The 25,422-nt window shown below is 70.5% G+C and carries 18 protein-coding genes; all 18 read left to right on the top strand.

Translation table 11 applies throughout. The features are described 5' to 3' along the window. The 18 genes from ACLGIH_RS11565 (at position 1) to ACLGIH_RS11480 (ending at position 25,283) form a co-directional block, all read left to right on the top strand. Positions 1 to 246: an acyl carrier protein gene (locus ACLGIH_RS11565; protein WP_416525162.1), complete on the top strand. Its 246-nt coding sequence runs from the start codon at positions 1 to 3 to the stop codon at positions 244 to 246. A 59-nt stretch (positions 247 to 305) separates the two neighbouring features. Then, positions 306 to 1,346, top strand: a complete 1,041-nt coding sequence (locus ACLGIH_RS11560) for an inosamine-phosphate amidinotransferase 1 (protein ID WP_416525161.1) — start codon at positions 306 to 308, stop codon at positions 1,344 to 1,346. Between the two features lie 52 nt (positions 1,347 to 1,398). Continuing rightward, complete coding sequence (locus ACLGIH_RS11555) at positions 1,399 to 3,255, top strand: ABC transporter ATP-binding protein (RefSeq protein WP_416525160.1); 1,857 nt, start codon at positions 1,399 to 1,401, stop codon at positions 3,253 to 3,255. An 8-nt stretch (positions 3,256 to 3,263) separates the two neighbouring features. Then, a complete protein-coding gene (locus tag ACLGIH_RS11550; protein WP_416525159.1) occupies positions 3,264 to 5,045 on the top strand; it encodes an ATP-binding cassette domain-containing protein in 1,782 nt (593 codons plus the stop codon). A 19-nt stretch (positions 5,046 to 5,064) separates the two neighbouring features. Then, the gene (locus ACLGIH_RS11545) at positions 5,065 to 6,366 is read left to right on the top strand and encodes a condensation domain-containing protein (protein WP_416525158.1); all 1,302 of its coding nucleotides are present in this window, start codon (positions 5,065 to 5,067) and stop codon (positions 6,364 to 6,366) included. After that, positions 6,359 to 7,216: an inositol monophosphatase family protein gene (locus ACLGIH_RS11540; RefSeq protein WP_416525157.1), complete on the top strand. Its 858-nt coding sequence runs from the start codon at positions 6,359 to 6,361 to the stop codon at positions 7,214 to 7,216. Before ACLGIH_RS11545 ends, ACLGIH_RS11540 begins: the two co-directional genes overlap by 8 nt. Then, positions 7,200 to 8,114 (top strand): phosphotransferase, encoded by a 915-nt coding sequence (locus tag ACLGIH_RS11535; protein WP_416525156.1) that lies wholly within the window; start codon positions 7,200 to 7,202, stop codon positions 8,112 to 8,114. The genes ACLGIH_RS11540 and ACLGIH_RS11535 overlap by 17 nt, the downstream gene beginning before the upstream one ends. A gap of 208 nt (positions 8,115 to 8,322) precedes the next feature. Further along, entirely contained in the window at positions 8,323 to 9,411 is a 1,089-nt protein-coding gene (locus tag ACLGIH_RS11530; protein ID WP_416525155.1) for a 2-deoxy-scyllo-inosose synthase, read from the top strand. A 38-nt stretch (positions 9,412 to 9,449) separates the two neighbouring features. Then, complete coding sequence (locus ACLGIH_RS11525) at positions 9,450 to 10,736, top strand: DegT/DnrJ/EryC1/StrS family aminotransferase (RefSeq protein ID WP_416525154.1); 1,287 nt, start codon at positions 9,450 to 9,452, stop codon at positions 10,734 to 10,736. Positions 10,737 to 10,756: 20 nt separating this feature from the next. Further along, positions 10,757 to 11,584, top strand: a complete 828-nt coding sequence (locus tag ACLGIH_RS11520; RefSeq protein ID WP_416525153.1) for an SDR family NAD(P)-dependent oxidoreductase — start codon at positions 10,757 to 10,759, stop codon at positions 11,582 to 11,584. 120 nt (positions 11,585 to 11,704) lie between these two features. Then, positions 11,705 to 16,759: an amino acid adenylation domain-containing protein gene (locus ACLGIH_RS11515; RefSeq protein ID WP_416525152.1), complete on the top strand. Its 5,055-nt coding sequence runs from the start codon at positions 11,705 to 11,707 to the stop codon at positions 16,757 to 16,759. Positions 16,760 to 16,816: 57 nt separating this feature from the next. Next, positions 16,817 to 19,174 carry a beta-ketoacyl synthase N-terminal-like domain-containing protein gene (locus ACLGIH_RS11510; RefSeq protein WP_416525151.1) on the top strand — a complete coding sequence of 786 codons (2,358 nt, stop codon included), beginning with the start codon at positions 16,817 to 16,819 and terminating at the stop codon, positions 19,172 to 19,174. Then, positions 19,171 to 20,334, top strand: a complete 1,164-nt coding sequence (locus tag ACLGIH_RS11505) for a phosphotransferase (protein ID WP_416525150.1) — start codon at positions 19,171 to 19,173, stop codon at positions 20,332 to 20,334. Before ACLGIH_RS11510 ends, ACLGIH_RS11505 begins: the two co-directional genes overlap by 4 nt. A 14-nt stretch (positions 20,335 to 20,348) precedes the next feature. After that, the gene (locus ACLGIH_RS11500) at positions 20,349 to 21,122 is read left to right on the top strand and encodes a hydroxypyruvate isomerase family protein (protein WP_416525149.1); all 774 of its coding nucleotides are present in this window, start codon (positions 20,349 to 20,351) and stop codon (positions 21,120 to 21,122) included. A 62-nt stretch (positions 21,123 to 21,184) separates the two neighbouring features. Next, complete coding sequence (locus ACLGIH_RS11495) at positions 21,185 to 22,687, top strand: FAD-binding protein (protein WP_416525148.1); 1,503 nt, start codon at positions 21,185 to 21,187, stop codon at positions 22,685 to 22,687. Continuing rightward, positions 22,681 to 23,361 carry a guanitoxin biosynthesis heme-dependent pre-guanitoxin N-hydroxylase GntA gene (gntA, locus tag ACLGIH_RS11490; protein WP_416525147.1) on the top strand — a complete coding sequence of 227 codons (681 nt, stop codon included), beginning with the start codon at positions 22,681 to 22,683 and terminating at the stop codon, positions 23,359 to 23,361. The genes ACLGIH_RS11495 and gntA overlap by 7 nt, the downstream gene beginning before the upstream one ends. Continuing rightward, the gene (locus ACLGIH_RS11485) at positions 23,358 to 24,317 is read left to right on the top strand and encodes a GNAT family N-acetyltransferase (RefSeq protein WP_416525146.1); all 960 of its coding nucleotides are present in this window, start codon (positions 23,358 to 23,360) and stop codon (positions 24,315 to 24,317) included. Before gntA ends, ACLGIH_RS11485 begins: the two co-directional genes overlap by 4 nt. A gap of 135 nt (positions 24,318 to 24,452) precedes the next feature. Beyond that, entirely contained in the window at positions 24,453 to 25,283 is an 831-nt protein-coding gene (locus tag ACLGIH_RS11480) for an oxidoreductase (protein WP_416525145.1), read from the top strand. Positions 25,284 to 25,422: the final 139 nt, after the last annotated feature.

The raw sequence follows: 25,422 nt of genomic DNA, 5'->3' as shown, positions 1-25,422 counted from the left end.
GTGAATTCATCACCTCTCGAGCTGCACGCTTTGACAAAGCTGTGTGGCGATGTCATCGGCATTCCCGCTCCCGCACCCGGCGAGAACTTCATCGAAGTCGGCGGTGACTCGCTCATGGCGCTGCGCATCGCAACCCTCCTCGAGGAGCGGTGGAACATTTCTGCCGAGGCGTCCGACATCCTTTTCGCGGAGAGCTTCGCCGATCTTCACGCCGAGGTCACCGGCCTGCCGATGAGTACAAGTTGAGCGGCTTCGCGCACTCGTCCGGTACTGCTGGAAAACGCATTGACAGAAGGGAACGGCTCATGAGCCTTGTCGACGTCCACAATGAATGGGACCCGCTGGAAGAAGTCGTCATCGGGTCCATCGAGGGCGCCCAGGTGCCGAGGCCGGGTGAGGATCTCTTCGCCATCGAGTACGCCGACCACGGCTCCATAGACCAAATCCCCTCGGGGCCGATTCCCCGACGCGTTCTGGAGGAGACCCGGGACGACCTCGAACAGCTCTGCGCCGAACTCACGGACCTCGGCATCAAGGTCCGGCGACCGCAGAACACCGATCACTCGGCGACCATCGCCACCCCGGACTGGCAGACGGACGGCTTCTACAACTACTGCCCCAGGGACGTGTTGCTCACGGTCGGCGACACGGTCATCGAGACCCCCATGGTGCTTCGCTCCCGATTTCTGGAGCCGTTCGCCTACAAGGACATGCTCATCGAGTTCTTCTCGAGCGGTTCCAAGTGGATATCGGCGCCCAAGCCCCGGCTCGGTGACGGCATGTTCGATGCCGGCCGGAAGCCGGGCAGCCGCCTTCTCGACCTCGAGCCGGCCTTCGATGCGGCGAACATCCTGCGATTCGGCACGGACATCCTCTACCTCGTGTCCGACAGCGGGAACGAGAAGGGGTGGCGTTGGCTCCAGGCCGCGCTCGGTGACACTTACACCGTCCACCCCTGCCGGGACCTCTACGCGTCCACGCACGTCGACTCCACCATCGTCCCCCTGCGCCCGGGGCTCGTGCTGCTCAACCCGGAACGTGTGAACGACAGCAACATGCCGGAGTTCCTGCGCGGCTGGGACAAGATCTGGTGCCCGGAACTGGTGGACACCGGCTTCGTGGGGGAGCGGCCGTACTGTTCCACCTGGATCGGGATGAACCTTCTGGTGCTCAAGCCGGGCCTGGTCGTCGCGGACAAGCGGCAGCCCGATCTGATGCGGATGCTGGAGAAGCACGGGGTCGACGTCCTGCCCCTGTCCCTGACGCACGCGCGCACACTCGGCGGCTCCTTCCACTGCGTGTCCCTCGACGTCCGCCGTACCGGGACCCTGGAGACGTACCGCTGAAACCGCCGTGGTCAGGAGGCAGACCCTTTTCTCGGACCGCTTAGGAGAACTTGTGACCGGAATCACTGAGAGGATCCGCCTGCTCAGGATTCTGCGAGCGGCCGGGCGCCCGGTCGTCGGCACCCTCGTCGTCGGGCTGCTGCTGGAGCGACTGGTGCCCGCAGCCAGTGCGATGGCCCTCGCGTTCCTCGTGGACAGCCTCGTCCAGGCGGGCGGCGCCGACCTGTTCGAGTCGGCGTTGGCGCCCCTGGGGGTCTTCGCCGGGGTACTGGTCGTGGGGCATGTGGCCGAGGCCACAGCGGCGCCGCTGGCGTTCGTGGCGTCCGCGCGAATCGACGGCTGGCACAGAGCCCGGGTCACCCGGGCCGCCGCGACGAGCCGCAGGATCCAGGCCCTGGAACGGCCCGAGGTGCAGACCCTGGTCCGAGAGGCGCTGGCCGACCGCAGCCGTGGATACGACTCCACGCCCTCCGACGGCGCCGTGAGCCTGGTGCGCTGGGCGGCGAGCATGCTCGGCGCCGTCGCCGCGTGCCTGGTCCTGCTCACCTACGCGTGGTGGCTGGTGCCCCTCGTGCTGATCCCGGCCGTGGTCAACCGCGTGCTACGCACCCGGCTGGACTTCGGGCTGACGGTGCGGTGGAAGGGTGCCACCAAGGGTGAGCTGTTCGCCGATGTGTGGCGCCAGGCCTCGGTGTCCCCGGGCGAGGGGAAGGACCTCCGTGTCTTCGGGCTGTCCGACTGGATGGTCGAGCGGATGCAGGAACACGTCCGGGAGGCCAATGAGCCGTTGTGGTCGTACATCACCACGATGCTGCTGTCCACCTGGCGGCAGTTCCTGATCGTCTGCGTGGGGCTGATACCCGCGTATGTCCTGGTGGCGCGCAGCGCGGTGGACGGCGGTGCCACCACGGCGGTGGCGACCGCGGTGTTCGCCGCCGGCTGGTCGCTGTTCCAGATCCTGGGGCCCAATGCGGAGACGTACCACATTCTGGGCGGGATGCGGGTGCTGCGGGCCTTCGACGAGCTGACCGAGGCGCTGCGTGACGACGACCTGGCGTCCGACACCGGCGGCACGTCACCCAGCCGGCTCCCGGACACGGCCACGCGCCCTCCACGCGTCGTTTTCGACCAGGTCGAGTTCGCCTACCCCGGCACCGAGCGGAAGGTTCTGAAGGGGGTCGACCTGGCCATCCAGCCCGGGGAACTGCTGGCCGTCGTCGGCCTCAACGGCGCCGGCAAGTCGACCCTCATCAAGCTGCTCGCCGGGCTGTACCGCCCGACGGGAGGACGGATCACCGCGGACGGCCAGGACACGGAGCAACTCGACGCCGACGCATGGCGGGCCCGACTGTCGATCGTGTTCCAGGACTTCGTCCGGTACCACCTGTCCGCCGCCGACAATGTGACGCTCGGGCAGGCCCAAGCGGCGTCGAGCCCGGACGCGCTGGAAGCCGCCGCCCGTGAGGCGGGACTCGACGCGGTGCTGGAGCGGCTTCCGTCGGGATGGGACACACCCCTGGCGCGCTCGCGGACCGGCGGTGTGGACCTGTCCGGCGGCCAATGGCAGCAGATCGTGCTCACTCGGGCGCTGTACGCCATCCGCCGAGGCGCGAAACTGCTGGTGCTGGACGAGCCGACCGCTCATCTGGACGTACGCACGGAATTCGACGTCTTCGACCGGCTGGCCAGGAACAAGGGCGACACCAGCGTCGTGCTGATCTCCCATCGGCTCTCCACCGTGCGGCAGGCCGACCGCATCGTGCTGCTGGAGGACGGCCGCATCACCGAGTGCGGAACGCATGACGAGCTGATGTCACTCGGCGGTGCCTACGCGCGGATGTTCGCCATCCAGGCGGAGCGGTTCAACCGCGACCTACCCGAAGAGGCCGGCCTGGGAGGGGTGCTGTGAAGGGTTATTTGCGTCTTTGGAGAGAGGTCTTCGTCCTCTCATGGCAGTCGCAGCGACGGCTCACCCTGCTGACCCTCGCGTCCTTGGCCTGCTCCGTCGTGGCCGTCGCCGCGAGCGCCGTCGCCCTGCGCGAGGCGGTGGACGCCATCGTCCGTGGCGACCGAGGCGGTGCGGCGACCGCAGCTGCCGCGGCGGGCGTCGTCTACGCCCTGAACCTGGTCCTCCAGGACTCGACCGGACTCCTGCGCTCCACCACGGCCGACCGCGTCGGCCGGCTCGAACTGCACCCACGGGTGCACCGGGACATCGTCTCACTCGAGGGCCTGGACCATCTGGAACGGACCGACTTCCTCGACCGGGTGACCATCGTCCGCGCCTCGACCAGTCAACTGGCGGCGAGCTTCTGGAACGCGGCGCAGGCAGCCGCGAACGTGCTGAAACTGGTCGTCACGCTGCTGCTCCTCGGGACGGTGAGCCCATGGCTGCTGATCCTGCTGCTCTTCGCCCTCGCACCGGTGCTGTGCGACCACCGTGGCCAAGGGGTCGTCAAGCGCGTCGAGGTGGAGACGGCGGAGGCGTACCGGCTGCAGCAGCACTTGGCCGAGCTCGCGGTGAAGGCGGACACCGGCAAGGAGATCCGCGTCTCCGGAGCAGGGCTCGAGATCGTCAGGAGGCAGCAGGAGGCCTGGCAGGCCGCGATGGGCCCGCGAGGGCGGGCGCAGCTCCGCGCCGGGGCCTGGAAGCTGGCCGGCTGGCTGACCTTCGCCGCGGGGTTCGTCGGGGGGCTGGCCCTGGTCACCCACCGAACCGCGCAGGGGCACGGCACGGTCGGGGATCTCGTCCTCGCGGTGACGGTGGCCGCCAGCCTCCGCCAGACCGTGCAGAGCACGGTTGCCAGCACCACGTCGACCGCCGGAGCCCGACGGGTGATCGAGCCGTACCTGTGGTTCCGCTCCTACGTCGAGCAGGACCGGGCACGCACCACCGGGAGCGTGCCGCCCCCGGCGCGGCTGTCGCAGGGCATCACGCTGGAGAACGTCTCGTACTCCTACCCCGGTACGGACATCAAGGCGCTGGACGACCTGAACCTGCGCCTGCCGGCCGGTTCCGTGGTGGCGATCGTCGGGGAGTACGGATCGGGCAAGACCACGCTGGTGAAGATGCTCAGCAAGCTGTACCGGCCCGACACGGGCCGGATACTGGTCGACGACGTCGAACTCACCGAAGTGGACACCGAGCGCTGGCGGTCCCGTTCGAGCGCCACCTTCCAGGACTTCGGGCGGTTCAGGACCGTCTTCGCCGAAACCGTGGGGCTCGGGGACCTGCGGAACATCGGTGACCGGGCCATCGTGCGGGAGGCGCTGCGGGACGCGGACGCCGAGGAACTGGCGGACAGCCTTCCGGACGGACTGGACACCCAGCTCGGCCGCGAGCTGGGCGGCGTGGACCTCTCGGAGGGCCAGTGGCAGCGCACGGCGCTGGCCCGGGCCTCGATGCGTTCCGACCCACTGCTCTTCGTACTCGACGAGCCCACGGCGTCGCTCGACGCACCGAGCGAGCAGGCCATCTTCGAGCGCTACATGGACCGGGCCAGGTCACTGGCCCGGCGGACGGGAGCCGTCACGGTCATCGTGTCGCACCGCTTCTCCACCGTCACGGGGGCGGACCTCATTCTCGTGCTGGACAAGGGCCGGCTCGTCGAGTCGGGCGACCACGACGCCCTGATGCGCCTCGGCGGCCGGTACGCGGAGCTGTACGGCATCCAGGCCACCGCCTATTCCACCTCTTGAGCGAAAGAGCCGGAGTCCCATGAGCAACCCTCCGCCGCGGTCAGTGCTGCCGCTCTCCTTCCAGCAGACCGGCATGATCCGGAACATGACGCGGTATCCCGAGTGCGCCGAGCAGTACGACCTCGTCTGTCTGTTCCGCGTGGACGGCGCTCTCGACCGGGCGAGCCTGGTCGGGGCGGTCGACGACGTGACACAGCGGCATGCCATGCTGCGCTCGGTCATCACTCCCGGTGACAGCGGCTACGAGCAGTGCGTCGCCGACTCCGCGTCGGGGCGCACGACCGTCCGGGAGTGGGGCCACCGGGGGATGCGGGAGGTCGCCGCGGCCTTGGCGGCCGAGCGCTGCGCAACCGATGAGGTGTTGAACGGGCAGCCCTTGTTCCGCTCGGCCCTGCACATCACCGCCGACGGCACCCTGCTGTCCTTCGCCCTGCACCATCTCGTCTATGACGGCTGGTCGCTGTCCGTCATCTGGCGCGACCTGTCGGAGTTCTACAGCGCCCGCGTGGAGGGACGCCCGGCTCGGCTCAACCCGCTCGCTTACGACTACCCGGACTTCATCCGCGATCAGCGCCGGTCGTGGCCCGAGGTCGCCGGCCGCTCCCTGGGTTTCTGGCAGGCCGTCACGGCGGGTGCGCCGTCGGCCGCGTCCTGGGAGCCGCCGGCGAGGGAACGGCCGGAGGGCGATACCTGGCAGACGGTCCGGCACACATTCACCTTGGCCCCGGGTTCCCTGTCAGCGGTGCGCCGAGTCGCTCGTGAGAACCGTCTCTCACCGAGCATGGTGCTGCTCGGGGCCACGGCTTCCGCCGTCGCCCGGACCACGGGGCAGCGGGACCTGCTGCTGGGCACCGACACCGCCGGACGCGACAGCAAACGCAGCTGGGACGTGGTGGGGCACTGCGTCAACGCGCGCCTCACCCGCCTGCGCACCACGGCCACCGACACCCCCCTGCGTCTCTCGCGCCGGACGGGAGAGGCGTGGCAGGCGTCGGAACCACACCGGCATGTCTACGAGGACCGCATCCTGGACGCGTGCGGCGGACCGGAACCGCTCAAGGTGAACTTCGCCGGCGCGGCGGGCGACGAGTTCGACGCGCCCCGTCTCGGCCGAGCGGTGCTGACCGCCCTCGACGTGCCCCTTCCCGCACGCGACCGCCGACCGGCGCAGATCCGGTGGCAGTTCACGGAAGACGAACTGCGGGGGCGGATCACCTACCGCCCCGCCAAGGTGGCCGAGAGCGCCGTCCGTGCTCTGGCCTCGGCCCTCACCTCGGCCGTCGGGGAGCTGTCCGCCGAGGCGGGTGCGGGCCGTGGCTGATGCCCCGACGGACCTCGGCGACCTCGAGCTCGCCCATCACATGGCGGACGTCGCCACCCGCATCTCCCTGCGCCACTTCGGCCGGTCCGGCATACCGATGCGAAGCAAGGACGACGGCAGCCCGGTCACCGCCGCCGATCTCGAGGTGGACCGCGCCCTGGTGCGCACGCTGCGCCGTGCGCGGCCCGAGGACGGCATCCTGACGGAGGAGAGCGGCACGTGCGCGTCGGGAAGAAGGCGTTGGATCCTCGATCCGATCGACGGCACCGTGCCCTTCCTCGACGGGAGGGACGACTGGGGCACCCATATCGCCCTGGAAGTCGACGGCCGGCTGCAGATCGCCGTCCTGAACCGGCCCGCCACTGGACGCCGCTGGTGGGCGGTGCGTGGCGCGGGCACCTATGCCGGAACGGATGCCGCGCCGATGTCGACCGGTCGTCGGGTGACCCTCACCGCCGCCGGGGACCCGGACACCGCACGAGTGGGAGGTTTCGTCCCCCCGTCGGAGTCCGTGGCGGCCGCGGCGATCGCCCGGCGTGCCCGGTGGGTGGCCGAGTCCTCGCCCGTGGTGGCGCTGCTGGAGGGGCGTCTCGACGCCGTCCTCGACGAGGGCGGCAATCCCTGGGACATGGCTCCCGGTGCGCTCCTGGTCGCCGAGGCCGGGGGCCTGTTCACCGACCCGTGGGGAGGCAACCGACTCGACATGCGCTGGGGGCTCTACGGGGGGCGTGCCGTGCACGCGGCACTCACCGCCGTACTCGCCCCTCACCTGCCGGTGGACGTGCCCCCGGCGCCGCCGGCCGCCGTCCGTGGGGAAGAGGAAGGGGAAGACCGTGCTGCTGCCACCTGAGGACGTGAATCTCGACGAACTGGAACGGACCGTGGCCTCACAGTACGAAGGGGCCTCGGGCACGCTGGAGTTCGTGCCCCTGGGCGAGGACAGCTGGGCCTTCCGCCTGGGTAGTCTCTGGGTCAGTCTGCGCCGCGACCTCCGGGGACATGTGCCGGCGGCCTACCGGGTCGCCACGCTGCTGAGGGAGTCGGGACTGCGCTACGTCCTGGCCCCCCTCACCGGTGCCGACGGCCGAACCGTCCGTGCGGTCGGCGGGTATCCGGTCGTCGTCTTCCCCCTGGTCGGTGCCGAGCAGGTGGGCCGGTCCCGGCCGACCCTGGACGAGCTGGAGCGCATCACGTCCATGATTGCGGAAGTCCATGTGGCGCAGGTGCCCCACGACCTGCCAGCCGAGGACTTCACGCTGTCCTTCGACGCCGACCTCGACAGCGCGATGGCCTTCGCCGACGGCCCGGAGCCGGACGGCGGCTATCCGGCCCGGCTCTTCCGCCTGCTGCGCGCACACCGGGAGCGACTGGCCGCGCTCCGCTCCGAGATCGGGCAGCTCGGACGGCACTGTGCCGGGTCCGCCGACACCCGAGGCATCACGCACGGTGAACCGAGCGCCGCGAACGTGCTGCGCACCGCGGAGGGACTCATACTGGCGGACTGGGGCGGCGCGATGGTCGGCCCGCCCGAGCGTGACTGGTTCCACGTCGGCAGGACCCTGGGCGTCGACATCGCTGAGCGCTGCCGACCGGAGTTCCTCCGCTTCTACGAGATCCGGTGGATTCTCAGCGAGATAGCGGAATATTGCTCCCGGTTCATGCGGAGCTGCGCCGGGGACCGGGAGGACGAGGCAATGTGGGGACGGCTCCTCACGTATCTTCCGGATGGCCGGACGCTGACCGTGTGACGTCCGTTCCAGGCCCCGTCCGAAGTGGTGAACACCTCTTCGGGCGGGGTTTTCTGTTTTGCTCGGGGGAGCTCAGCCGGTGTTCATTCTCAGTGTGTCTGCGTCTCGGCGTTGAGTAACCTCCGTGGTTATGGCTGACTTGAATTGGAACATGCGCACCGTCGCTCTCGGCGGAACCAGGTACCCATACTTCTACGGGTACGACTGCATGGACCGGATCGTCGAATCGATTGCCGCGTACGATGCGGACAGATTCATCGTCGTCACCGACGAAAAGGTGCTGGCCCAGCACGGCGAGTCCCTGTTGACCAAGCTCGGTGTACATGCCCCCGTCCGGGTGCTCAGCCTCCCTGCCGGCGAGAACATCAAATCGCTGCCCAACCTCGCGTCGCACCTCGAAGACGCCATCGCATCCGGAGCCACCCGACGCTCCGTGGTGATCGCATTCGGTGGCGGAGTGCCGGGAAACCTCGCCGGAGTGGTCGCCGCGCTCCTGTTCCGCGGGGTGCGCCTCGTGCACATTCCGACCACCACCGTAGCGGCGATGGATTCTGTGATCTCGCTCAAGCAGGCCATCAACAGCGGCTCCGGAAAGAACCACATCGGCACCTACCACACGCCCGAAGCGGTCTACCTGGATGTGGCGATGCTGCAAACCCTGGAAGACCGCGAATTGCGGTCGGGTCTCTGCGAGGCGACGAAGAACTGTCTGGCCATCCGTCCCCATAGCATTCCCGACCTGCGGCGCGTCCTCGCGGAGGGTGATCTCACGGCGCCCGGCACCTTGCTGTGGCTGCTCGAAGAGAGTCTTGAGGCGAAGGTTTCCGTCACCGGGCAGGACCGCTATGAGCAGAAGGCGGGACTGATCCTGGAATACGGCCACACCGTCGGTCACGCGGTCGAAATATGCGACCAGCGGCTTCGCGGCGCCGCAGGCGTCTCGCACGGCGAGGCCGTGATGTTCGGCATGCTGGCCGCCGCCCGCGTCTCCGCCGCGGTCGGCGGACTCACGCACGATGACGTGGCCCTGCACGACGAACTTGCGCAGGCACTCGGCGCTCCCGTCGCCGTGCCTTCCGGCCTGGACATCGCGGACGTCATGAACGCCGTCCGGCGGGACAACAAGCGGGGATACCTGCCGGTCTCCGAGGACGAGGCGGCGATGGTCGTCCTGGACGAGCTGGGCACGCCGATGGGCTCACGCGATCTGCCGCTGGTCCCCGTCCCCATGGACCTGGTCGAGGAGACGGTCGCCGGCCTTCGGGCCGACCGGCACGGCCTGTCCCTTCAGCACTGAGAACAAGCTGCCCTTCCACAACGGAAACGCGGGGTGACGTGGTGACAGAACTCGCTTTGTACGGCGGGCCTCCGGTCTGGACGGCTGGCTGGCCGCGGTGGCCGCAGCTCGGGACCGACACGCTCCGGCGCGTGTCCGAGACGCTGCAGAGCCAAAGGTGGGCGGTCAGCGGACCGTGGACGGGAAGCCGGCCGGTCGAGCACCGGCTCGCGGAGAGATTCGCCGAGTTCGTCGGCGCCGAGTGGTGCGTTCCCGTCGACCACTGTTCCAGTGCCCTGATCGCCGGTCTGCACGCCCTGGGCGTCGGCCCGGGGGACGAGGTCATCGTCCCCGGACTGACCTGGGTGGCGAGTGCGTCGGTGATCGCCAGGACGGGGGCGGTGCCCGTCCTCGTGGACATCGACCCGGACACCCTGTGCATCGACCCACGCGCCGCCGAGGCCGCGATCACCCCTGCCACGGTGGCCGTCACCGCCGTGCACCTCTACTCCGCCATGGCGGACATGGACGCGCTGCGGGCCCTCGCCGACCGGCACGGCCTGGCGCTGATCGAGGATGCGGCGCAGTCCTACGGGGCCGGCTGGCGTGGCGCCGGCGCGGGCAGCCTGGGAGACTTCGGCACCTTCAGCGCACAGCAGGGCAAGACCTTGACCTCCGGTGAGGGCGGCCTGTTCGTCACGTCCGACGAGGCACTGCGCGCCAAGGTCGAAATGCTGCGCGGCGACGGTCGGCGTTACGCGCCGGGCCCCCATACACCGGGCCGACCGGACCTCGAGGAGCAGTCCCTGGTCCAGGGCTGGAACATGCACCTGACGGAGATGCAGGCAAGCCTGCTGCTCGACGGGCTGGAACGGCTCCCGGAACAGAACCGGCGACGGGCCCTCTTCGCGGAACAGCTGGACAAGGAGCTCGTCGCCGAGGGGGACCTCGAGCCGATCCTCCCGTATGCGGCGAATGACCGGCGCGCCTACTACCACTACGCGATCCGTCTACGGGAGGACGCGTTCGCGGGGCTCGGTGCCGCCACGGTGTGCGAGGCACTCAGCGCCGAGCTCGGGTACTGGGTCCACACCCCGTACCGGCCACTGGACCACCACCCCCTCTACGACCCGCGGCGCTTCCCCGGCGCTGCGAGCGGGCCATTGGCCGACCGGCTCGACCCGAGCAGGTTCCACCTCCCGGCCGCGCATCGGGAGGCCGCACGGACGGTGCTGTTCCACCACCCGATGCTCCTCGGCGGGGATGCGCACCGAGAGGCGATCGCGGAGGCGTTCGCGAAGGTGCGCCGGCTCGCCGGACGGCTTCGGTCCGGGGAGACCACGTGACGACAGAAGAGGTACCTGGCATGGAGAAGATCATCCTCACCGGCGGGAGTTCCGGCATCGGGGCGGCGGCTGCGGTGGAGCTCACCAGGCGCGGCCGGCAGGTGGTCGCCGTCGGGCGCTCCCCCGAGAAGCTGGCGCACGTTCACCGGCAGATGCTGCGCATGGCGCCCGACGGTGTCGACGTGCCCGAGCCGATCGCCGCCGACCTGAGCGTCATGGCCGGCGTACGGGAGCTGGCCGCGGCCCTGCTGGAACGCTGCCCTCGCATCGATGTGCTGGTCAACAACGCCGCCGCGCAGCCCAGTCGGCGGGTGCTGTCAGCGGACGGCCATGAGCTGGGGCTCGCCGTCAACCATCTGGCCCCTTACCTCCTGACCCGCCTGCTGGCGGACCGGCTGCGGGACTCCACCGGCCGGGTGGTCACCACTTCCTCCTCCACCCATGTGAAGGGCGACTTCGACTTCGGCGACCTGGACATGGCCCACGGCTGGAAGAGCCAACGTTCCTACGGCCGTTCCAAGCTGGCGAACATTCTCTTCACGAGCGAACTGCGCAGGCGTACGGGCCTTCCCGCCTCGTCGTTCCACCCCGGTGCCATCACCACCGACCTGAACCGGGACTCTCCCTTCGTGCGGCTGGTCAAGCCCTTTGAGCGGTTTCTGCTCGCTCCCCCGGAGAAGGGCGCGGAGACGCTCGTCTGGCTCGCGACCGAAGCCGAGGGCAGGGACCCGCGCGGCCTCTACTACGTGGACCGCCGCCCGGAGGAGCCGGCGCCGCTCGCCCGCGACGGCGAGCTGGCCGCTCAGCTCTGGAAGGTCAGTGCGGACCTCGTGGGCCTGGAGCCGTAGGAGCCCCGGCGTCCGCCGATTCCAGACCTGTTCAGATCGAAGCATGTGTAGGGGGAGGTAATGGGTAGCCGGATTTCCGCCGGTCTCCTCGGGGCGCACAGAGACGTTCCCGGTCTCACGTTGCCGGAGCTGCTGCGGGAGCAAGTCGGCAGGACCCCGGGGCGCACGGCGGTCGAGGGCCATGGCGGCAGCCTGTCGTACGCGGAGCTGGACGCCGCGGCCGGCCGACTCGCGACCGACCTGGTGCGAAGGGGTGCCGGACCCGAGCGGTACGTGGCCGTCGTCCTGCCGCGCTCGCCCCAGCTCATCGTCGCCTTGTGCGCGGTCCTCAAAAGCGGCGCCGCCTATGTCCCCGTCGACCCCGACTACCCGAGGGACCGCATCCGGTACATGCTGGAGGACTCGGCACCGGTGTGCGTCCTCACCACCGACGCCCTGGCACCCCTGCTCCCCGCGTCCTCCCGGCTCGTCCTGGTCGACGGCCCGGTCCGTGGCGGTGCGGCCGGCGGCAGACCGGAGCGCCTCCCGGACACCGGGGCGGCGGCCGCGGGCCCGCAGCAGCCGCCGGCACCGCATCACCCGGCTTACGTCATCTACACGTCAGGGTCGACCGGCCGGCCGAAGGGCGTCGTCGTCGAGCACCGGTCCGTCGTCGACTATGTGACGTGGGCGGCAGCGTCGTACCCCGGCCTGGGCGGAGAGACGATCCTCCATTCACCGGTCTCGTTCGACCTGACCGTCACGGCACTCTTCACACCCCTGACCGTGGGCGGCACGGTCAGGGTGGCCGCACTCGACGAGTCCGCCGACCGGGGCGGGGCGTCCGGCGCCTCCTGCGACTTCCTCAAGGTCACCCCCAGCCACCTCGCGCTGCTCGACACCCTGCCCGGCCTGGTGCGGGCGGGGGGCAGCCTCGTGATCGGCGGCGAGCAGCTCACCGCGGAACAACTGGACCGGTGGCGGCGCGAGAATCCCGGGGTACACGTGTTCAACGAGTACGGCCCCACGGAGGCCACCGTGGGATGCATGCTCTTCCACGTGCCGCCCGGCGCGAAGCTTCCCCGGGGGCCCGTTCCCATCGGGCGGCCGGCCTGGAACACCTCGCTGCATGTGCTGGACGGGGAGCTGGAGCCGGTAGCCGCGGGGCAGGAGGGAGAGCTCTACATCACCGGTGCCGGCCTGGCACGCGGGTACCTGGGCAGGCCGGAGCTGACCGCGGAGCGATTCGTGGCGGACCTCTCCGGGCCGCCGGGAAGCCGTATGTACCGCACGGGCGACCTGGTGCGGGTTCGCGCCGACGGCGAGATGGAGTTCGTCGGACGGTCCGACGATCAGGTCAAGGTCAATGGTTTCCGCATCGAGACGGCGGAGGTGGAAAGCGCGCTGTGCGCCCTGCCGGGGGTCGCCCGGGCCGCCGTCGTCGCAGGCAGGAACCACCTCGGTGACGGATGTCTTGCCGCCTTCGTGGTCCCGGCGGGCCGGGCGGAACAGGACCCGCCCGACCCCGCCGGCATCAGCAGCGCGCTGGCCGCCCGGCTTCCGCACTACATGGTGCCCACCCGGATCGAGACGGTGGAATCCTTCCCGCTCACACCGAACGGAAAGCTCGACCGCGCAGCATTGCTCGAAAGGTCGCTCGACGAGCGGACGGCCCCGCCGGCGCTGGACGACGACCCGCCGGCCGCCGCCTGGGCCGAGGCCCTCGGCAGCCTCCCACCGGACGAGGGCACGGGCTTCCTCGAAGCAGGCGGGCACAGCCTCGCCGCGGCACGGCTGATCGCTCTCATCGAGCGGCGATGCGGGATTCGGCTGCCTCTCGCGACGATCCTCCGCCAGAACATCTCCCTGGCCGCGCTGCGCATGTTGGTGGCCGGGGGCGATGGCGGACCGCAGCACTCGGCCACTCCTGAGGCCGCCGTCCGTCCTCCCGCTCTTTCCCCCCAGCAACGGCGCCTGTGGATTCACCAGCAGGTGTTCCCGGATTCCCCCGCGTACAACGTCGTGGGTCTGCTGGAGACCGACGGCCCCTTGGACCCCGCCGCCCTGCAGAGGGCGTGGGCGTGGCTGCTCTTCCGGCACGAGGCACTGCGGACCACCGTCGACGTCGACGCCGCGGGCGCTCCGGTGCCCCGCGTCCATCGGGAGTCCGCGCTGCCGGCGACGGCCACTCGCCTCCTGCTGGCCTCCTACGCGGGCCATGACTGGCGGCAGGCCGTACAGGACTTCGCCTCGGACACCGCCTGGCCGGTCTTCCGGGCCCACGAACTGCCCAGGGCGGTCCTCGGCCTGTTGCTCGACACGAGCGGCTCGGGCCGCAGCGCCGTGCTCCTCGCTCTCGACCACATGGTCTCCGACCAGCAGACCCTGGACCTGCTCCGCACCGAACTCGCGGCGCGATATGACGTCGAGTGCCATGGCGGGGCCGGTGAGGACGACGAGACGCCCGCGGCCGGGCGGCCCGGCCACGCGACGGCGGAACGGCTGCCGACGCCCGCCCGACGTGCCCGGGAGCTCACGTACTGGCGGGAGAGGCTGAAGCACGCCCCCCAGGAGCTGAACCTCTCCCTGTACCGCCCTCGTCCTGCCGTGCCCACGTTCCGGGGTTCCTTCGTCGAGCACGATCTCGGCCCCGCCGTGTCCGCCATGCTGCGGCAGCGAGCCGTGGAATGGCGGGTCACCCCGGCCATGGCGATCCTTGCCTGTTACGCGAGGGTTCTCGCCGACTGGGCCGATGCGGAGGACCTGACGATCGGAGTGCCCGTTTCCGGCCGGGAGTCGGAGGGGGAGCACCGCACGGCCGGGTTCTTCATGCGCACTCTCCCCGTGCGCCTCGCCGTTCCGGGCAGCGCCGGGTCGAAGGACCTGCTGGAGCCCGTGGCGGATGCCCTGCTGTCGGCCATCGAGCACGGTTCCTTGCCCTTCGACGAACTCGTCGAGGAACTGGGTCTGCCGCGCGACGCGTCACGCAACCCGGTGTTCCAGGTCTGGTTCAACGACCTCACCCAGGCGGCTCCGCCCGCCACGTTCGGGGGCCACCGGGTCACCCAGGTCGAACCCCCGGCACCCTGGTCGCTGTTCGACACCGGACTGTACGTGCGCCGTGCACCGGACGACGGATACGTGCTGAGGCTCGTCCACGCGCTCGACCTGTGGCCCGAGGACGCCGCCCGCGAGTTTCTCGAGCAGTGCGCCGGCGAGGTCGCCCGGTTGGCCGGGGCGGTCGCGCCCACCACCGCCTGCGAGGCGGACGCAGGCGCACCGCCGGCGTCCGAGCACGACACCGTGCGCACCTGCACCGATCTGGTGGCGGAGGTTCTCGGCCACGGGCGGACGCGGCCGGGGGAACCGGCCGTCCGCACCGTCGACGGCACCATCACGTACGGGGCGTTGGCCGACCGCGTACGGCGGGTCGCGGGGCTGATCGCCTCGGCAACCCGCGGCGCCCCGGCGTCGGGCCCGGTCGCCGTGTACGCCGAGCGGCACCACGATCTGCCGGTCGCCGTGCTCGCCTCCTGGTTCGCCGGCCGTCCGGTGCTCCTTCTGGACGTCTCCCACCCCGGCCGGTGGAACGACGCCGCCCTGTCCTGCACCGGTGCGGTGCTGCGGGTCCATGTCGGCGCGGCGGACGACGCGGCGAGCAGGAGCGCAGACCATCGGCTCCCCGTACTCGGCCTCGGCGCCGACCTGGCCACGGGAGAGCCGCCGGGCGACGCCGAGCCGGCGGCGATGGCGGCGGGAACGGTGGGCCATCTGCTGATGACCTCCGGGACCACCGGTACGCCGCAGGTTGTGGCACTGCCGACCGAGGCACTGCCCGAGGCGCTCGGCTGGTATGCGGATCACCTGGGCCTGGACGCCGATGACGTCTTCTGCTTCACCGCACCACCGGCCCACGACCCGGTCTTCCGGGATCTGCTGCTGCCCCTGGTCCTGGGCGCCGTGGTGCACATTCCGGGGGACCCGCAGCTGCACCCGGCGGCCCTGCCGCAACTCCTTGCGAAGACCGGTACGACGGTGTGGCACACCACCGCGACCCGCGCACGGCTCGTGACCGGAGCGGTGTCCGAGCGGGTGGAGCTGGGCCGCGTGCGGCGCATCGTCTGCCACGGCGAGCCACTGCGCGAGGCGGACGCCGCGGCGGCCTCGCGCCTCTGCCCCGGGGCGGAGGTCTACAACCTCTACGGCACCACGGAGACCCCGCAGGCCAGCGCGTTGGGCCGGTGGGAACGGCCCGGTCCGGGCGATGGCTCCGGTGGCTCGGGGACTGTCGCCGTGGCCGACGTCGTACCGCATCGGGCCCTTTCGATCCGTACCCCACGTGGGGAGGCCGGTGTCGGCGTCCCCGGCGAGCTGGTGGTCACCGGGAGAGGGCTGGCGCTGGGGTACCGCGGTGATTCCCGGGGCACACCACCACAGGACGTGCCGGGTACGGCCTTGGACAGGACCTACCGGACAGGGGATCTGGCCCGTCGAACGCCCGACGGCAGGATCGTGCTCCTGGGACGCGCCGACCGGCAGATCAGCGTGCACGGCCACCGGATCGAGGCGGCAGGGGTCGAGCGCATCCTCGCGACGCTGCCCGGCGTGACGGACTGCGTCGTCGCCGTGGCCCCGGACACTCCCGGCCGTGTCCTGGCGTGGTATGTGTCCAGCGAGACGTACCCGACCGACAGACTCCGCCGGACGTTGCGCGCGCACCTGCCGCAGTGGGCGGTTCCCGCGCAGTTCACTCGCGTCGATCACCTGCCGGTGACGGTCAACGGAAAGACCGACCTCCGCGCGCTGATGAGTCTGCCGGCTGCCGCCTCCGCACCGACCGGTGACCACGAGCCGCATGCCGACCTGGCCGCGCTGATAGCCCGAAGAGCAGGCGAACTGGCCCGGGAGCGGTCCGACCGGCCGGGCGCGGAGGCCGGAGCGGACGGGACGTTCTTCGAGTGGGGGCTCGGCTCGCTGGACCTCGTGCACCTGCATCAGCGACTCGCCGTGGACGGCGTCGACTTCGCGCTCGCCGAGATCTTCCGCTTCCCGAGCGCACGCTCCCTCGCCGACCACATCACGGGCCGCCGGATCCCGAAGGCGGTCCAGCCCAGGAAACCGGAGGCCGGCCGGCCGGACGATCTCGCCGCCCGCCGCGGCGCCCGGGCCCGACTGGCCATGCGTCCGTCCCCGTAGGGCGGCGTGGGGCCGGCCCCAACGACGCACACGAGCAACCCGAAGGAACCGTGAGGAATGAGTGATCCGATCGCGGTCGTCGGCATGGCCGCACGGCTGCCCGACGCCGCGAACCCAGAGGAGTTCTGGGCGAACCTCGCCGCAGGGCGCAACTCCATCCACCGGCTGACCGAGGAGGACCTCCTCGAGGCCGGCGCGGACCCAGAGGAGATCAACCGGCCGGGTTACGTGCGTGCTCGGCCGCTGCTGGACGACCCCTGGGGTCTTGACCGCCGCTACTTCGGGATGCCGGAGCGGGAGTGCGTGGTGCGCAACCCCCAGCACCGGCTCCTGCTGGAACTCTGCTCCAGCGCCCTGCAGAACGCCGGCTACGTCCCGGGACACCGTGACGTGATCGGCCTCTACGCGGGCTGCGCGAGTGATCGCTACGCGGAGGACCACCTCAGGGCCGATCCGGAGCTGTACTCGCTCGTGGGGGAGACCGGCGTCACGCTTGCCAACAATGCCGACTACCTGACCTCGTTCGTCTCGTACCGGCTCGGGCTGACCGGCCCCAGCATCCCGGTCCGCACCGCCTGCTCCTCCTCGCTGGTGGCGGTGCACATGGCCGCCCAGGCGCTGCGCGCGGGTGAATGCGACATCGCGTTGGCGGGCGGTGTGGAGATCGAGATGCCCTACGGCCTGGGATACCGCCACGTACGCGGAGGAGTGGAATCCGCAGACGGCGTGTGCAGGCCCTTGGACGCCCGGGCCGGCGGCACGGTCTTCGGCAGCGGTGGCGGTGTGGTCGTTCTGAAACGTCTCGACGAAGCGCTGGCCGACGGCGACACGATCTGGGGACTGATCCGAGGATCCGCCGTCAACAACGACGGGTCGGAACGTGCGACCTTCACCTCTCCGAGCGTGGAAGGACAGCGGCAGGTCATCGCCGAGGCGCTTGCTGTGGCAGGCGTCGATCCGGTGCACCTGTCGTATGTGGAACTGCACGGGACGGCGACGCAGGTGGGCGACCCCGTCGAGATACAAGGGCTGAAGGACGCCCTGAGCGCGCTGGCCGAGGGCGAACCGGCTGCCGAGAGCTGCGTCATCGGCTCGGTCAAGTCGAACATCGGGCACCTGGGGCCCGCAGCCGGCGTGGCCGGTCTGATCAAGACGCTGCTGGCCATGGCACATGAGGCGATTCCGCCGGTCGCCAACTTCCGCACGCCGAACCCCCTGCTGAGGTTGGAGAGGACGCCGTTCCGTGTGGCCGACCGGTTGCTGGAATGGCCCCGGACCGACACACGACCACGCTTGGCGGGCGTCAGCTCCTTCGGCTTCGGAGGGACGAACGCCCATGTCGTCCTGGAGGAGGGGCCGCGGCACCGGTCTCCCCTCGGTGACGCGCGCAGTGCCGTACCCGTGGACGAGGACGGCAGCGGCCCGAGGCCGCAGCTGCTGGTGTGGTCCGCCTGCGACGGAAGCGCCGAGAGCACCGTGCGGCGCGATCTCGCGAGGGCGCTGGACCGGCACGGTCACCGTCTCGCCGACATCGCCTTCACCACCCAGGTCGGCCGCAGGGCGCTCCCGGTGCGCGCGGCACTGCGTACCCGGACCGTGAAGCACGCGGTGGACACGCTCGCCGACCCGGCCGCGGCCGTGACCGCTCGCGGAGACGGCACGATCCTCCCGGTGGTGCTCGTCTTCCCCGGCACCACGGGGGCCGGGAGGGAGGACACCGGCTGGATCGGCCACCTCCGCGACGGCCACGCTGGCTTCGCGACGGCCATGGACGAGTGTCTCGACCTCTTCGGCAGAGCGGGGTCTCCTGTCACCACCGGTCTTCCACAGGAGGCGACAGGGGCCGGCCGGCCGGCGTCCGGCGAGGAACGGGCCGTGCTCCAGTTCGCTGCCCAGTACGCCCTCGGACAGATGCTGCTGGACTTCGGTGTCCGGCCCGTCGGTGCCGTGGGCCGGGACGCGGGAGCGTTGCTCGCCTCCACGGCACTGGGCAGGTCGGCCCTTGCGCAGGCCGTGCGTTCGCTGGGTCACGAGCTCGGACTGTTCCCCGCCTCCGGGACAGGCGCCACGGTGGCCGGCGTGCCACCGGCCCCCGGGATCGACACCACCGAGGGTGATTCCCTGCTCTGGCTGGTCTGCGGAGCGGCCGACGCCACGTCGGCGCCGTGGCGGGAATTCGGCGTCGACGGTACAGGGCAGCTCGCGGTGGGTGTCCTGCCGCCCGCCGATGACACGGACCCCTGGGACGGCGTACTCGATGCGCTCGCCCAGGTGTGGGTGCACGGAACGGACGTGGCGTGGGAGAACCTTCCGTACAGGGACGACGCCGTGCGGATACCGCTGCCTCACTACCCGTACGCGCGGCAGCCGTACCTGGCACCACGGCGTGCAGTACGCGGCGGGAGCGGCTCATGACCACAGCCGAAGGAGTCTCCTTGCGGATCCGCACCACGGACCGCGCATCCCGGCGATGCGGTCCGGAGGAGCTGCCACGGATCCAGGTCGCCGGGGGGCCGTCGGCCGCACCGTGGCACATCGTCGAGGCCGTTCGGGAGCAACTCGGCATGGACGTGGCGCTGCTGCGCGTCCTGGACGGCGACACGGTCGACGTCGAGGAGCTGCGGCCGCACCCCACCACGCCCGACCCGACGGGCCCGCCCCTCGGTGAGGGCCCGTGGTGGCAACGTCCGGGCTGGTACGGGCAGGCGCTCGCGCTGGTCGACGCACAGTTCGGACGCCTGGGGATCACCCGTGCCGGCCGGCCGCGGCAGATGCGGCACTGGGACGTCTCGGCCGTGCTGCGCGTGCCCACCGACACGCGCCCCATTTGGTTCAAGGCGGTACCCGCGGTGTTCGGGCACGAGGGCGCGGTGGCCCACTGGGTGAGCGAAGCGAGCCCACAGCACGTGCCCGGGGTGGCGGCCTTCGGCAACGCCTGGCTCCTCACGGAGGAGATGGCTCCCGAGCGGCAGCGTCCGGTCGAGCATGTGCTCAAGGCCGTGGCGCGGGTTCAGCTGGCATCCCTGGGGCGTACCGAGGAGTTGTTGGAGCTGGGCTGCCCGTACCGCGGGCTCGACACGGTGCCGGACGCCGTCGCCGCACTCGCCACCCGCACCGATCTTCTCTCACCGGCGGAGCTGAGCGGCCTCTCGGAGCGGCTCCCGGGGCTGAAAGCCGTGGTCGCGACGGTTGCGGACCTCAGGGTCCCGGAAACGCTCGTGCACGGCGACATCCAGTCGGAGAACGCGCGGTGGACCGGCGACCACTGGAAGATCATCGACTGGACGGACGGGTGCGTGGCACATCCGTTCGTCGAGTTGGCCCGGCCGCTGATGAGTGCGGACGACACCACGCGTGCCGAGGCGGAGCGACAGTTCGCCGAGGTGTGGTCAGCCGTACTGCCCGACCGGACCGTCATGGACGCGCTCCGTGCCGCTCCCGTCGTGGGTTCGGCACACCAGTTGGAGACCTACCGGCTGATGGTCGACTCGATCGGAGGCCACCCGGAGCTTGTACGCCTGCTTCACCTGTGGGCCTCGCGTCTCGTCCAGGCCCTTGATTCCGTCGATCTTTGAGGGGGAGACCCATCGTGACGTATGCGCAGAGCTTTGCCTGGTGGTCTTTTGCCGAAGCCCGCCACCAGATTCCCGATCTGCTGGAACGCGCGGCAGAAATGGGGATCGAGGGGGTCGACTTCCTGCCGCGGGAGCTGTGGCCCCGAGCCCGCGCCCTTGGCCTGGAACTGGTTGTCGTCGACGGGCACGAGTCCATCGAGACCGGCTTCAACGACCCCGCCCGGCATGCCGACCTCAGCGAGCAGGTGCGACGATCCATAGAGCTGGCCCACACGGAGGGGGTGCACCACCTGTCCGTGATGTCGGGAGACTGGGTCTCCCTTGACGACGAGGAGGCCATGGCCGTGTGTGCCGAGGCTCTCGCGCCACTGGCTCAGGAGGCGGCGCAAGCCGGCGTCGGACTGCTTCTCGAACCGCTGAACACCAAGGTCGATCACCCGAAGCACCAGTGCCGTTCCACGAACTGGGCCGCCTCCGTCGTCGACAGAGTGGGAAGCACCAACCTCAAAATCCTCTACGACGTCTACCACATGCAGCTGATGGAAGGTGACCTTCTGCGCACCATCGAGGCCCACCTCGATCGCATCGGCCACTTCCACACGGCCGGAGTGCCAGGACGCCAGGAGCTCGACTCCCGGCAGGAAGTCAATTGGGCGGCAATCGCCGTGGCGCTGCGGGAGTGGGGTTACGACGGATTCGTGGGGCACGAGTTCATCCCGCGCGAGGATCCGGTGGCGGCGCTCCGCCAGGCCTTCGACATCTTCGACGTTCGAGCGGTACGCGCATGACTGGGAGGGGAACCACTGTGCCCATGGAATCGGGCGTGCCGTCCCGTTGCCGGACGCTGATCGTGGGAGGAGGATTCGCCGGGCTGGAGCTGGCGAAGGAGCTGTCCCGGCGTGGTGCCCGGGACATCGTGGTGCTGGAGGCGGGCCCGGTCGCCGATCCCCGCCATGTGAACCATCTCAATCCGCCCGAAGAGGCGCTGCGCATGTGGCTCGACTCCGGGGCCGACGCGTACTTCCGCCGGCCGTGGCGCTCCTCTTCTCCGCCGCACTACCAGGGGACCTCCGGGATCCGCCGGCGGCTCGGCGGTCGCTCCCTCTACTGGTACGGGGTGATGCTCCCCCTGGAGGACTGGGCGCTCGCCGAGCCTTGGTGGCCCGCCCGGGTCGTTTCCGACCTGCGCGACGGGTGGGAGGGAGGGCCGGGTCTCTATCAGCGCGTCGGCAGCATGCTCGGCGAGTGGCAAAGCGCGCTCGGCGGGCTGCCGGCCGACGGTTGCGCGGGGACGGCCTCCGAGGCGATCACGGTCGGGGAGACCCGATGGCTGCCCACGCCCCGGGCCCGGGTCACGGACACCGGTGACGCCGACGCCGAACGATGGCGGGCCTACACCCCGCTGGAGCACTGGTGGGAAACCGACTCCGGGGCTCGTCGTGCCCCGGTGCCCGGTGTGCGTCTTCGCACCGAGACGGAAGTGGTCAACGTGGTGGTCCGCGACGGCGCGGCGCACGGCGTCGTGGTGCGGGGCCGTGACGCGGGGGAGCAGACGGAGATCGCCGCCGAGCGGGTCGTTCTGTGCGCCGGGACACTCGAGTCCAGCCGCCTGGCGATCCAGGCGCTGTACCGCCCGGCCGAGCCGGATACGGCCCGCTTGACAGGACTGGCGGACCACATCGTGCAGGGGGTCTCCCTGCGGCTCGACGGGGACCCTGCCCGGCGTGTGCTCAAGGAGGTCCCGCCGGGGTCCTATTTCTCGGCAACCGACGCGGAAGCGCGGTCCAATCTGTTCCTGGACGTGCACCGCCAGGCCGATGACGCGGCGGTCGTGGAGATCCGGGCGATGGGCGAGCAGCTGCCGAGTCCAGAGAGCTACGTCGAATGCACTCCGGCGAATTCGTTTCCGTGGGCGGTGTCGGTGCACTCCACGCCGTCGCCGGGCGACCGGAGCCTTCTCCACGTTCAGCAGCGCCTTCTGCGCTCCGTCTACGAAGAGTTCTGTGAACTGACCGGAACACCTGTGGTCGAGCTTTTCTTCGACGACTACGACGAGCCGACGCACAACAACTCCGTCATCCTTCCGGAATTCGTCCGGACCCTCGTCTCCGGCCGACCTGTCACCTGGGCGAATTCCCTGGGGACCGAGGACCACGAAGGCGGAACACTGCCCCTCGGCCGGCTGCTCGACGAGGACCAGGAGTTCCGGGCAGTGGACGGCCTCTTCGCCGCGGGCCCGGCGGTGTTTCCCCGGCTGGGAGCTGCCAACCCGACGCTCACCAGCCTGGCTCTGGTCCATCGGCTCGCGGCGAAACTGGCCCCGGCACGGGGAGAAGGGCGAGCGGCGTGGTAGCGGCCGATCTGCACCCGGCACACGAGGAATTCCGCTCGCTGGTGCTGAGCGGCACGTTTCCCTGCCTGGGCGGCGCGTCCGCGCTGAGACGGGGCCAGTACCGTTTCGGCTGGTACCCACGGCTGGGTTCGGCCGAGGCGGTGTCGAAGTGCGCCGAGAACCTGACGCGTTTCGTGACGGAGTTCCCCGAGCGGAGCCACTCGGTGGCCGTGCACGTCGCGGTGTTCGACGGCCCGGGGGAGCTCGACGAAGAGGGCTTCGAAACGCTCCTCTGGCGCCAGTTGCGGGGCATGCGACTGGCCGACGAGACGGGCGGGTGTGCTCACGGACCGACGAGCGCCGGACAGGGCGCCGATGTGACGGAGGATCCGGGCTTCTTCTTCGGCCACCGAAACTTCTTCGTCGTCGGCATGCACCCGGGTGCCTCCCGCAAGGCTCGCACGTTTCCCTGGCCCGCCCTCGTCTTCAACGCCCTCTCGCACATGGGCCCTCTGGAACAGGCCGGCAGCTACACGTCGATGCAGGACAAGATCCGATCACGGGACCGCCGTTTGCAGGGCTCGGTCAATCCGTCACTGTTCCGGCCCCGCATCGCCCAGTTCTCCGGACGCGCGGTCGCACCGGACTGGAAATGCCCTGTCGACATGCCCGAAGGGAGGGAGGCCGGCTCATGACCGACGGCACCGACGACCGATCCGGCGTCACCATCGCACAAGTGAGCATCGACGAGGCTCTGGGCCGGGACTGGAGCGATCCGTCGCTGGACATCGACATCGTCAAGGTACGGCTCACCGCACTCGAGCACAGGCGGGAACTCGAGGCCGCGGGCTTCCTGGTCAAGCCGGCCTGGGTGAACTGGGTGGCACCGCTCCTGGCGTCCGAGCCGGAATTCCTGAGTCGGCTTCCTCTCAAGGAGAGACAGAGCGTCCGGCAAGCCGCACGTCGTGCCGAGGAGAACGGAATCAAGCTGGTCGTGCTCCCGGAGGTGACGGGCCACGACCTCCGGGATTTCCTGGCGCTCTACGACCGGCAGGTGGCGCGAATGGACCGTGGCGTCAACTACGCACGTCGCCAGCAGCGCCAACTGCTGCGCCATCCCGACAAGCTTCTCGCGGTCCACGCGTATGCCGGCGACAGACTGGTGGGCGGATGCCTGGGCTGGCTGCGTCTCGACCAGTCCATGGTGCAGCTCAGGTTCTCCGCGGTCGAGGAAGGCGCGCGTCAGGGAATGCTGTCGCGGGTGCTGTACATGGCGGCCCTGGAGGCCGCCAGGCGCCGACGCCTCACCTGGGCCTCTCTGGGCAATGACCCATCCCTGTTCGGGCATACGGCGCAACCCGGTCTCTTCCGTTTCAAGGCACGTCTCGGATTCCGGCCGATCCCCACACAAGCCGTTCCGCCGCGAGTCACGGGCGACGAAGCCGAGCTGATCCTGCGCATGCGTGGACTGGCCGAACCATCCATCTCGCTGGCGTACGACGGAGACGAGCAGACGCGCTGCGCGGACGGCCTTCCTGAGGCCATCCCGCTCCGGGCCGTGCGGTATTCCGGGAGCGAGGAGCCGCCTGTGGCTTCCTGGCTCTCCGGTTCTCCGGTTCCCGTGGAATGCCGGCGGGTCAGCCCCCGGTGATCCGGTGGCACGCGGCGCTCATCCCGTTCCAGGCGTGAGAGCGGCGCCCGAATCGGCCGTCAGCGAAAGCCGTGGACGGCAACTGCCCTGTCGCGCACAGTAGTTGCGCAACGCGCGAGGCGAGGGGGAGTGGTCGTGGACAAGGTGTGGCTGGTGACCGGTGCCAGCAGTGGTTTCGGGCGGGCGATCGCCGAGGCGGCGCTGGCCGACGGCGACGTGGTCGTCGGTGCGGCGCGGCGGCCGGAGGCGCTCGACGACCTCGTGGCCGCCCACCCCGGCCGGGTCGATGCCCTGCGCCTCGACGTCGCCGACACGGCCGCCGCCGAGGCCGCCGTAGGGGACGTCATCGCGCGGCACGGCAGGGTGGACGTACTGGTCAACAACGCGGGGCGGACCCACGTCGGCGCCTTCGAGGAGACCGGCGACGAGGAGTTGCGGGCGTTGTTCGACGTGCACGTCTTCGGGCCCGCGGCCCTGACGCGCGCGGTGCTGCCGCACATGCGCGAGCGGCGCTCCGGCGCGATCGTGCAGATGAGCAGCATGGGCGGGCAGATGTCCGTCGCGGGCTTCGCGGCGTACAGCGGGACCAAGTTCGCGCTGGAGGGCATGTCCGAGGCGCTCGCCGACGAGGTGGCCGAATACGGCATCAAGGTGCTGATCGTCGAGCCGGGTGCCTTCCGCACCGGTCTGTTCGACAGCAGCCGGGCCGGGGTGAGCGCGGACAGCGGCGTGTACGCCAAGGTGAGCGAGACCCGCGGGTTCGTCTCCGGCGGCGACGGCAGCCAGCCCGGCGACCCGGCCAAGGCGGCGGCGCTCATCCTGGCGGCGCCGGCGGCCGAACGGACCCCGCTGCGGCTGCCGCTCGGCGACGACGGCGTCGGCGCGGTGCTCGCCCACCTCGACCAGGTGCGCGACGACATCACGGCCTGGGAGAAGCGGGCGCGAGCCACCGGCTTCGACGCCTGACGCTCACGGCTGTCGGCCGGGATCCGGGCGCCGGTTTCGGTGGCCGACGCCTGCGGCTGCTCGCAGGCGCCCGGCCACCCGCCCGGCAGCCGACGCTCACGACCGCTGCCGTCGGCCCGGCGACGGCTCCACGACCGGC

Origin of the sequence: Streptomyces hamibioticus, from assembly GCF_047946815.1 — a bacterium.
In the GTDB taxonomy this organism is placed as follows: Bacteria; Actinomycetota; Actinomycetes; order Streptomycetales; family Streptomycetaceae; genus Streptomyces.
The sequence above is the reverse complement of the archived record's forward strand: the minus strand, read 5'-3'. Positions and strand labels throughout refer to the sequence as shown.

Bases quoted from the DNA above. Each gene is read 5' to 3' on its own strand.
- ACLGIH_RS11560 (WP_416525161.1), top strand. From the start codon at position 306: ATGAGCCTTGTCGACGTCCACAATGAATGGGACCCGCTGGAAGAAGTC.
- ACLGIH_RS11545 (WP_416525158.1), top strand. From the start codon at position 5,065: ATGAGCAACCCTCCGCCGCGGTCAGTGCTGCCGCTCTCCTTCCAGCAG.
- ACLGIH_RS11530 (WP_416525155.1), top strand. From the start codon at position 8,323: ATGGACCGGATCGTCGAATCGATTGCCGCGTACGATGCGGACAGATTC.
- ACLGIH_RS11520 (WP_416525153.1), top strand. From the start codon at position 10,757: ATGGAGAAGATCATCCTCACCGGCGGGAGTTCCGGCATCGGGGCGGCG.
- ACLGIH_RS11510 (WP_416525151.1), top strand. From the start codon at position 16,817: ATGAGTGATCCGATCGCGGTCGTCGGCATGGCCGCACGGCTGCCCGAC.
- ACLGIH_RS11505 (WP_416525150.1), top strand. From the start codon at position 19,171: ATGACCACAGCCGAAGGAGTCTCCTTGCGGATCCGCACCACGGACCGC.
- ACLGIH_RS11485 (WP_416525146.1), top strand. From the start codon at position 23,358: ATGACCGACGGCACCGACGACCGATCCGGCGTCACCATCGCACAAGTG.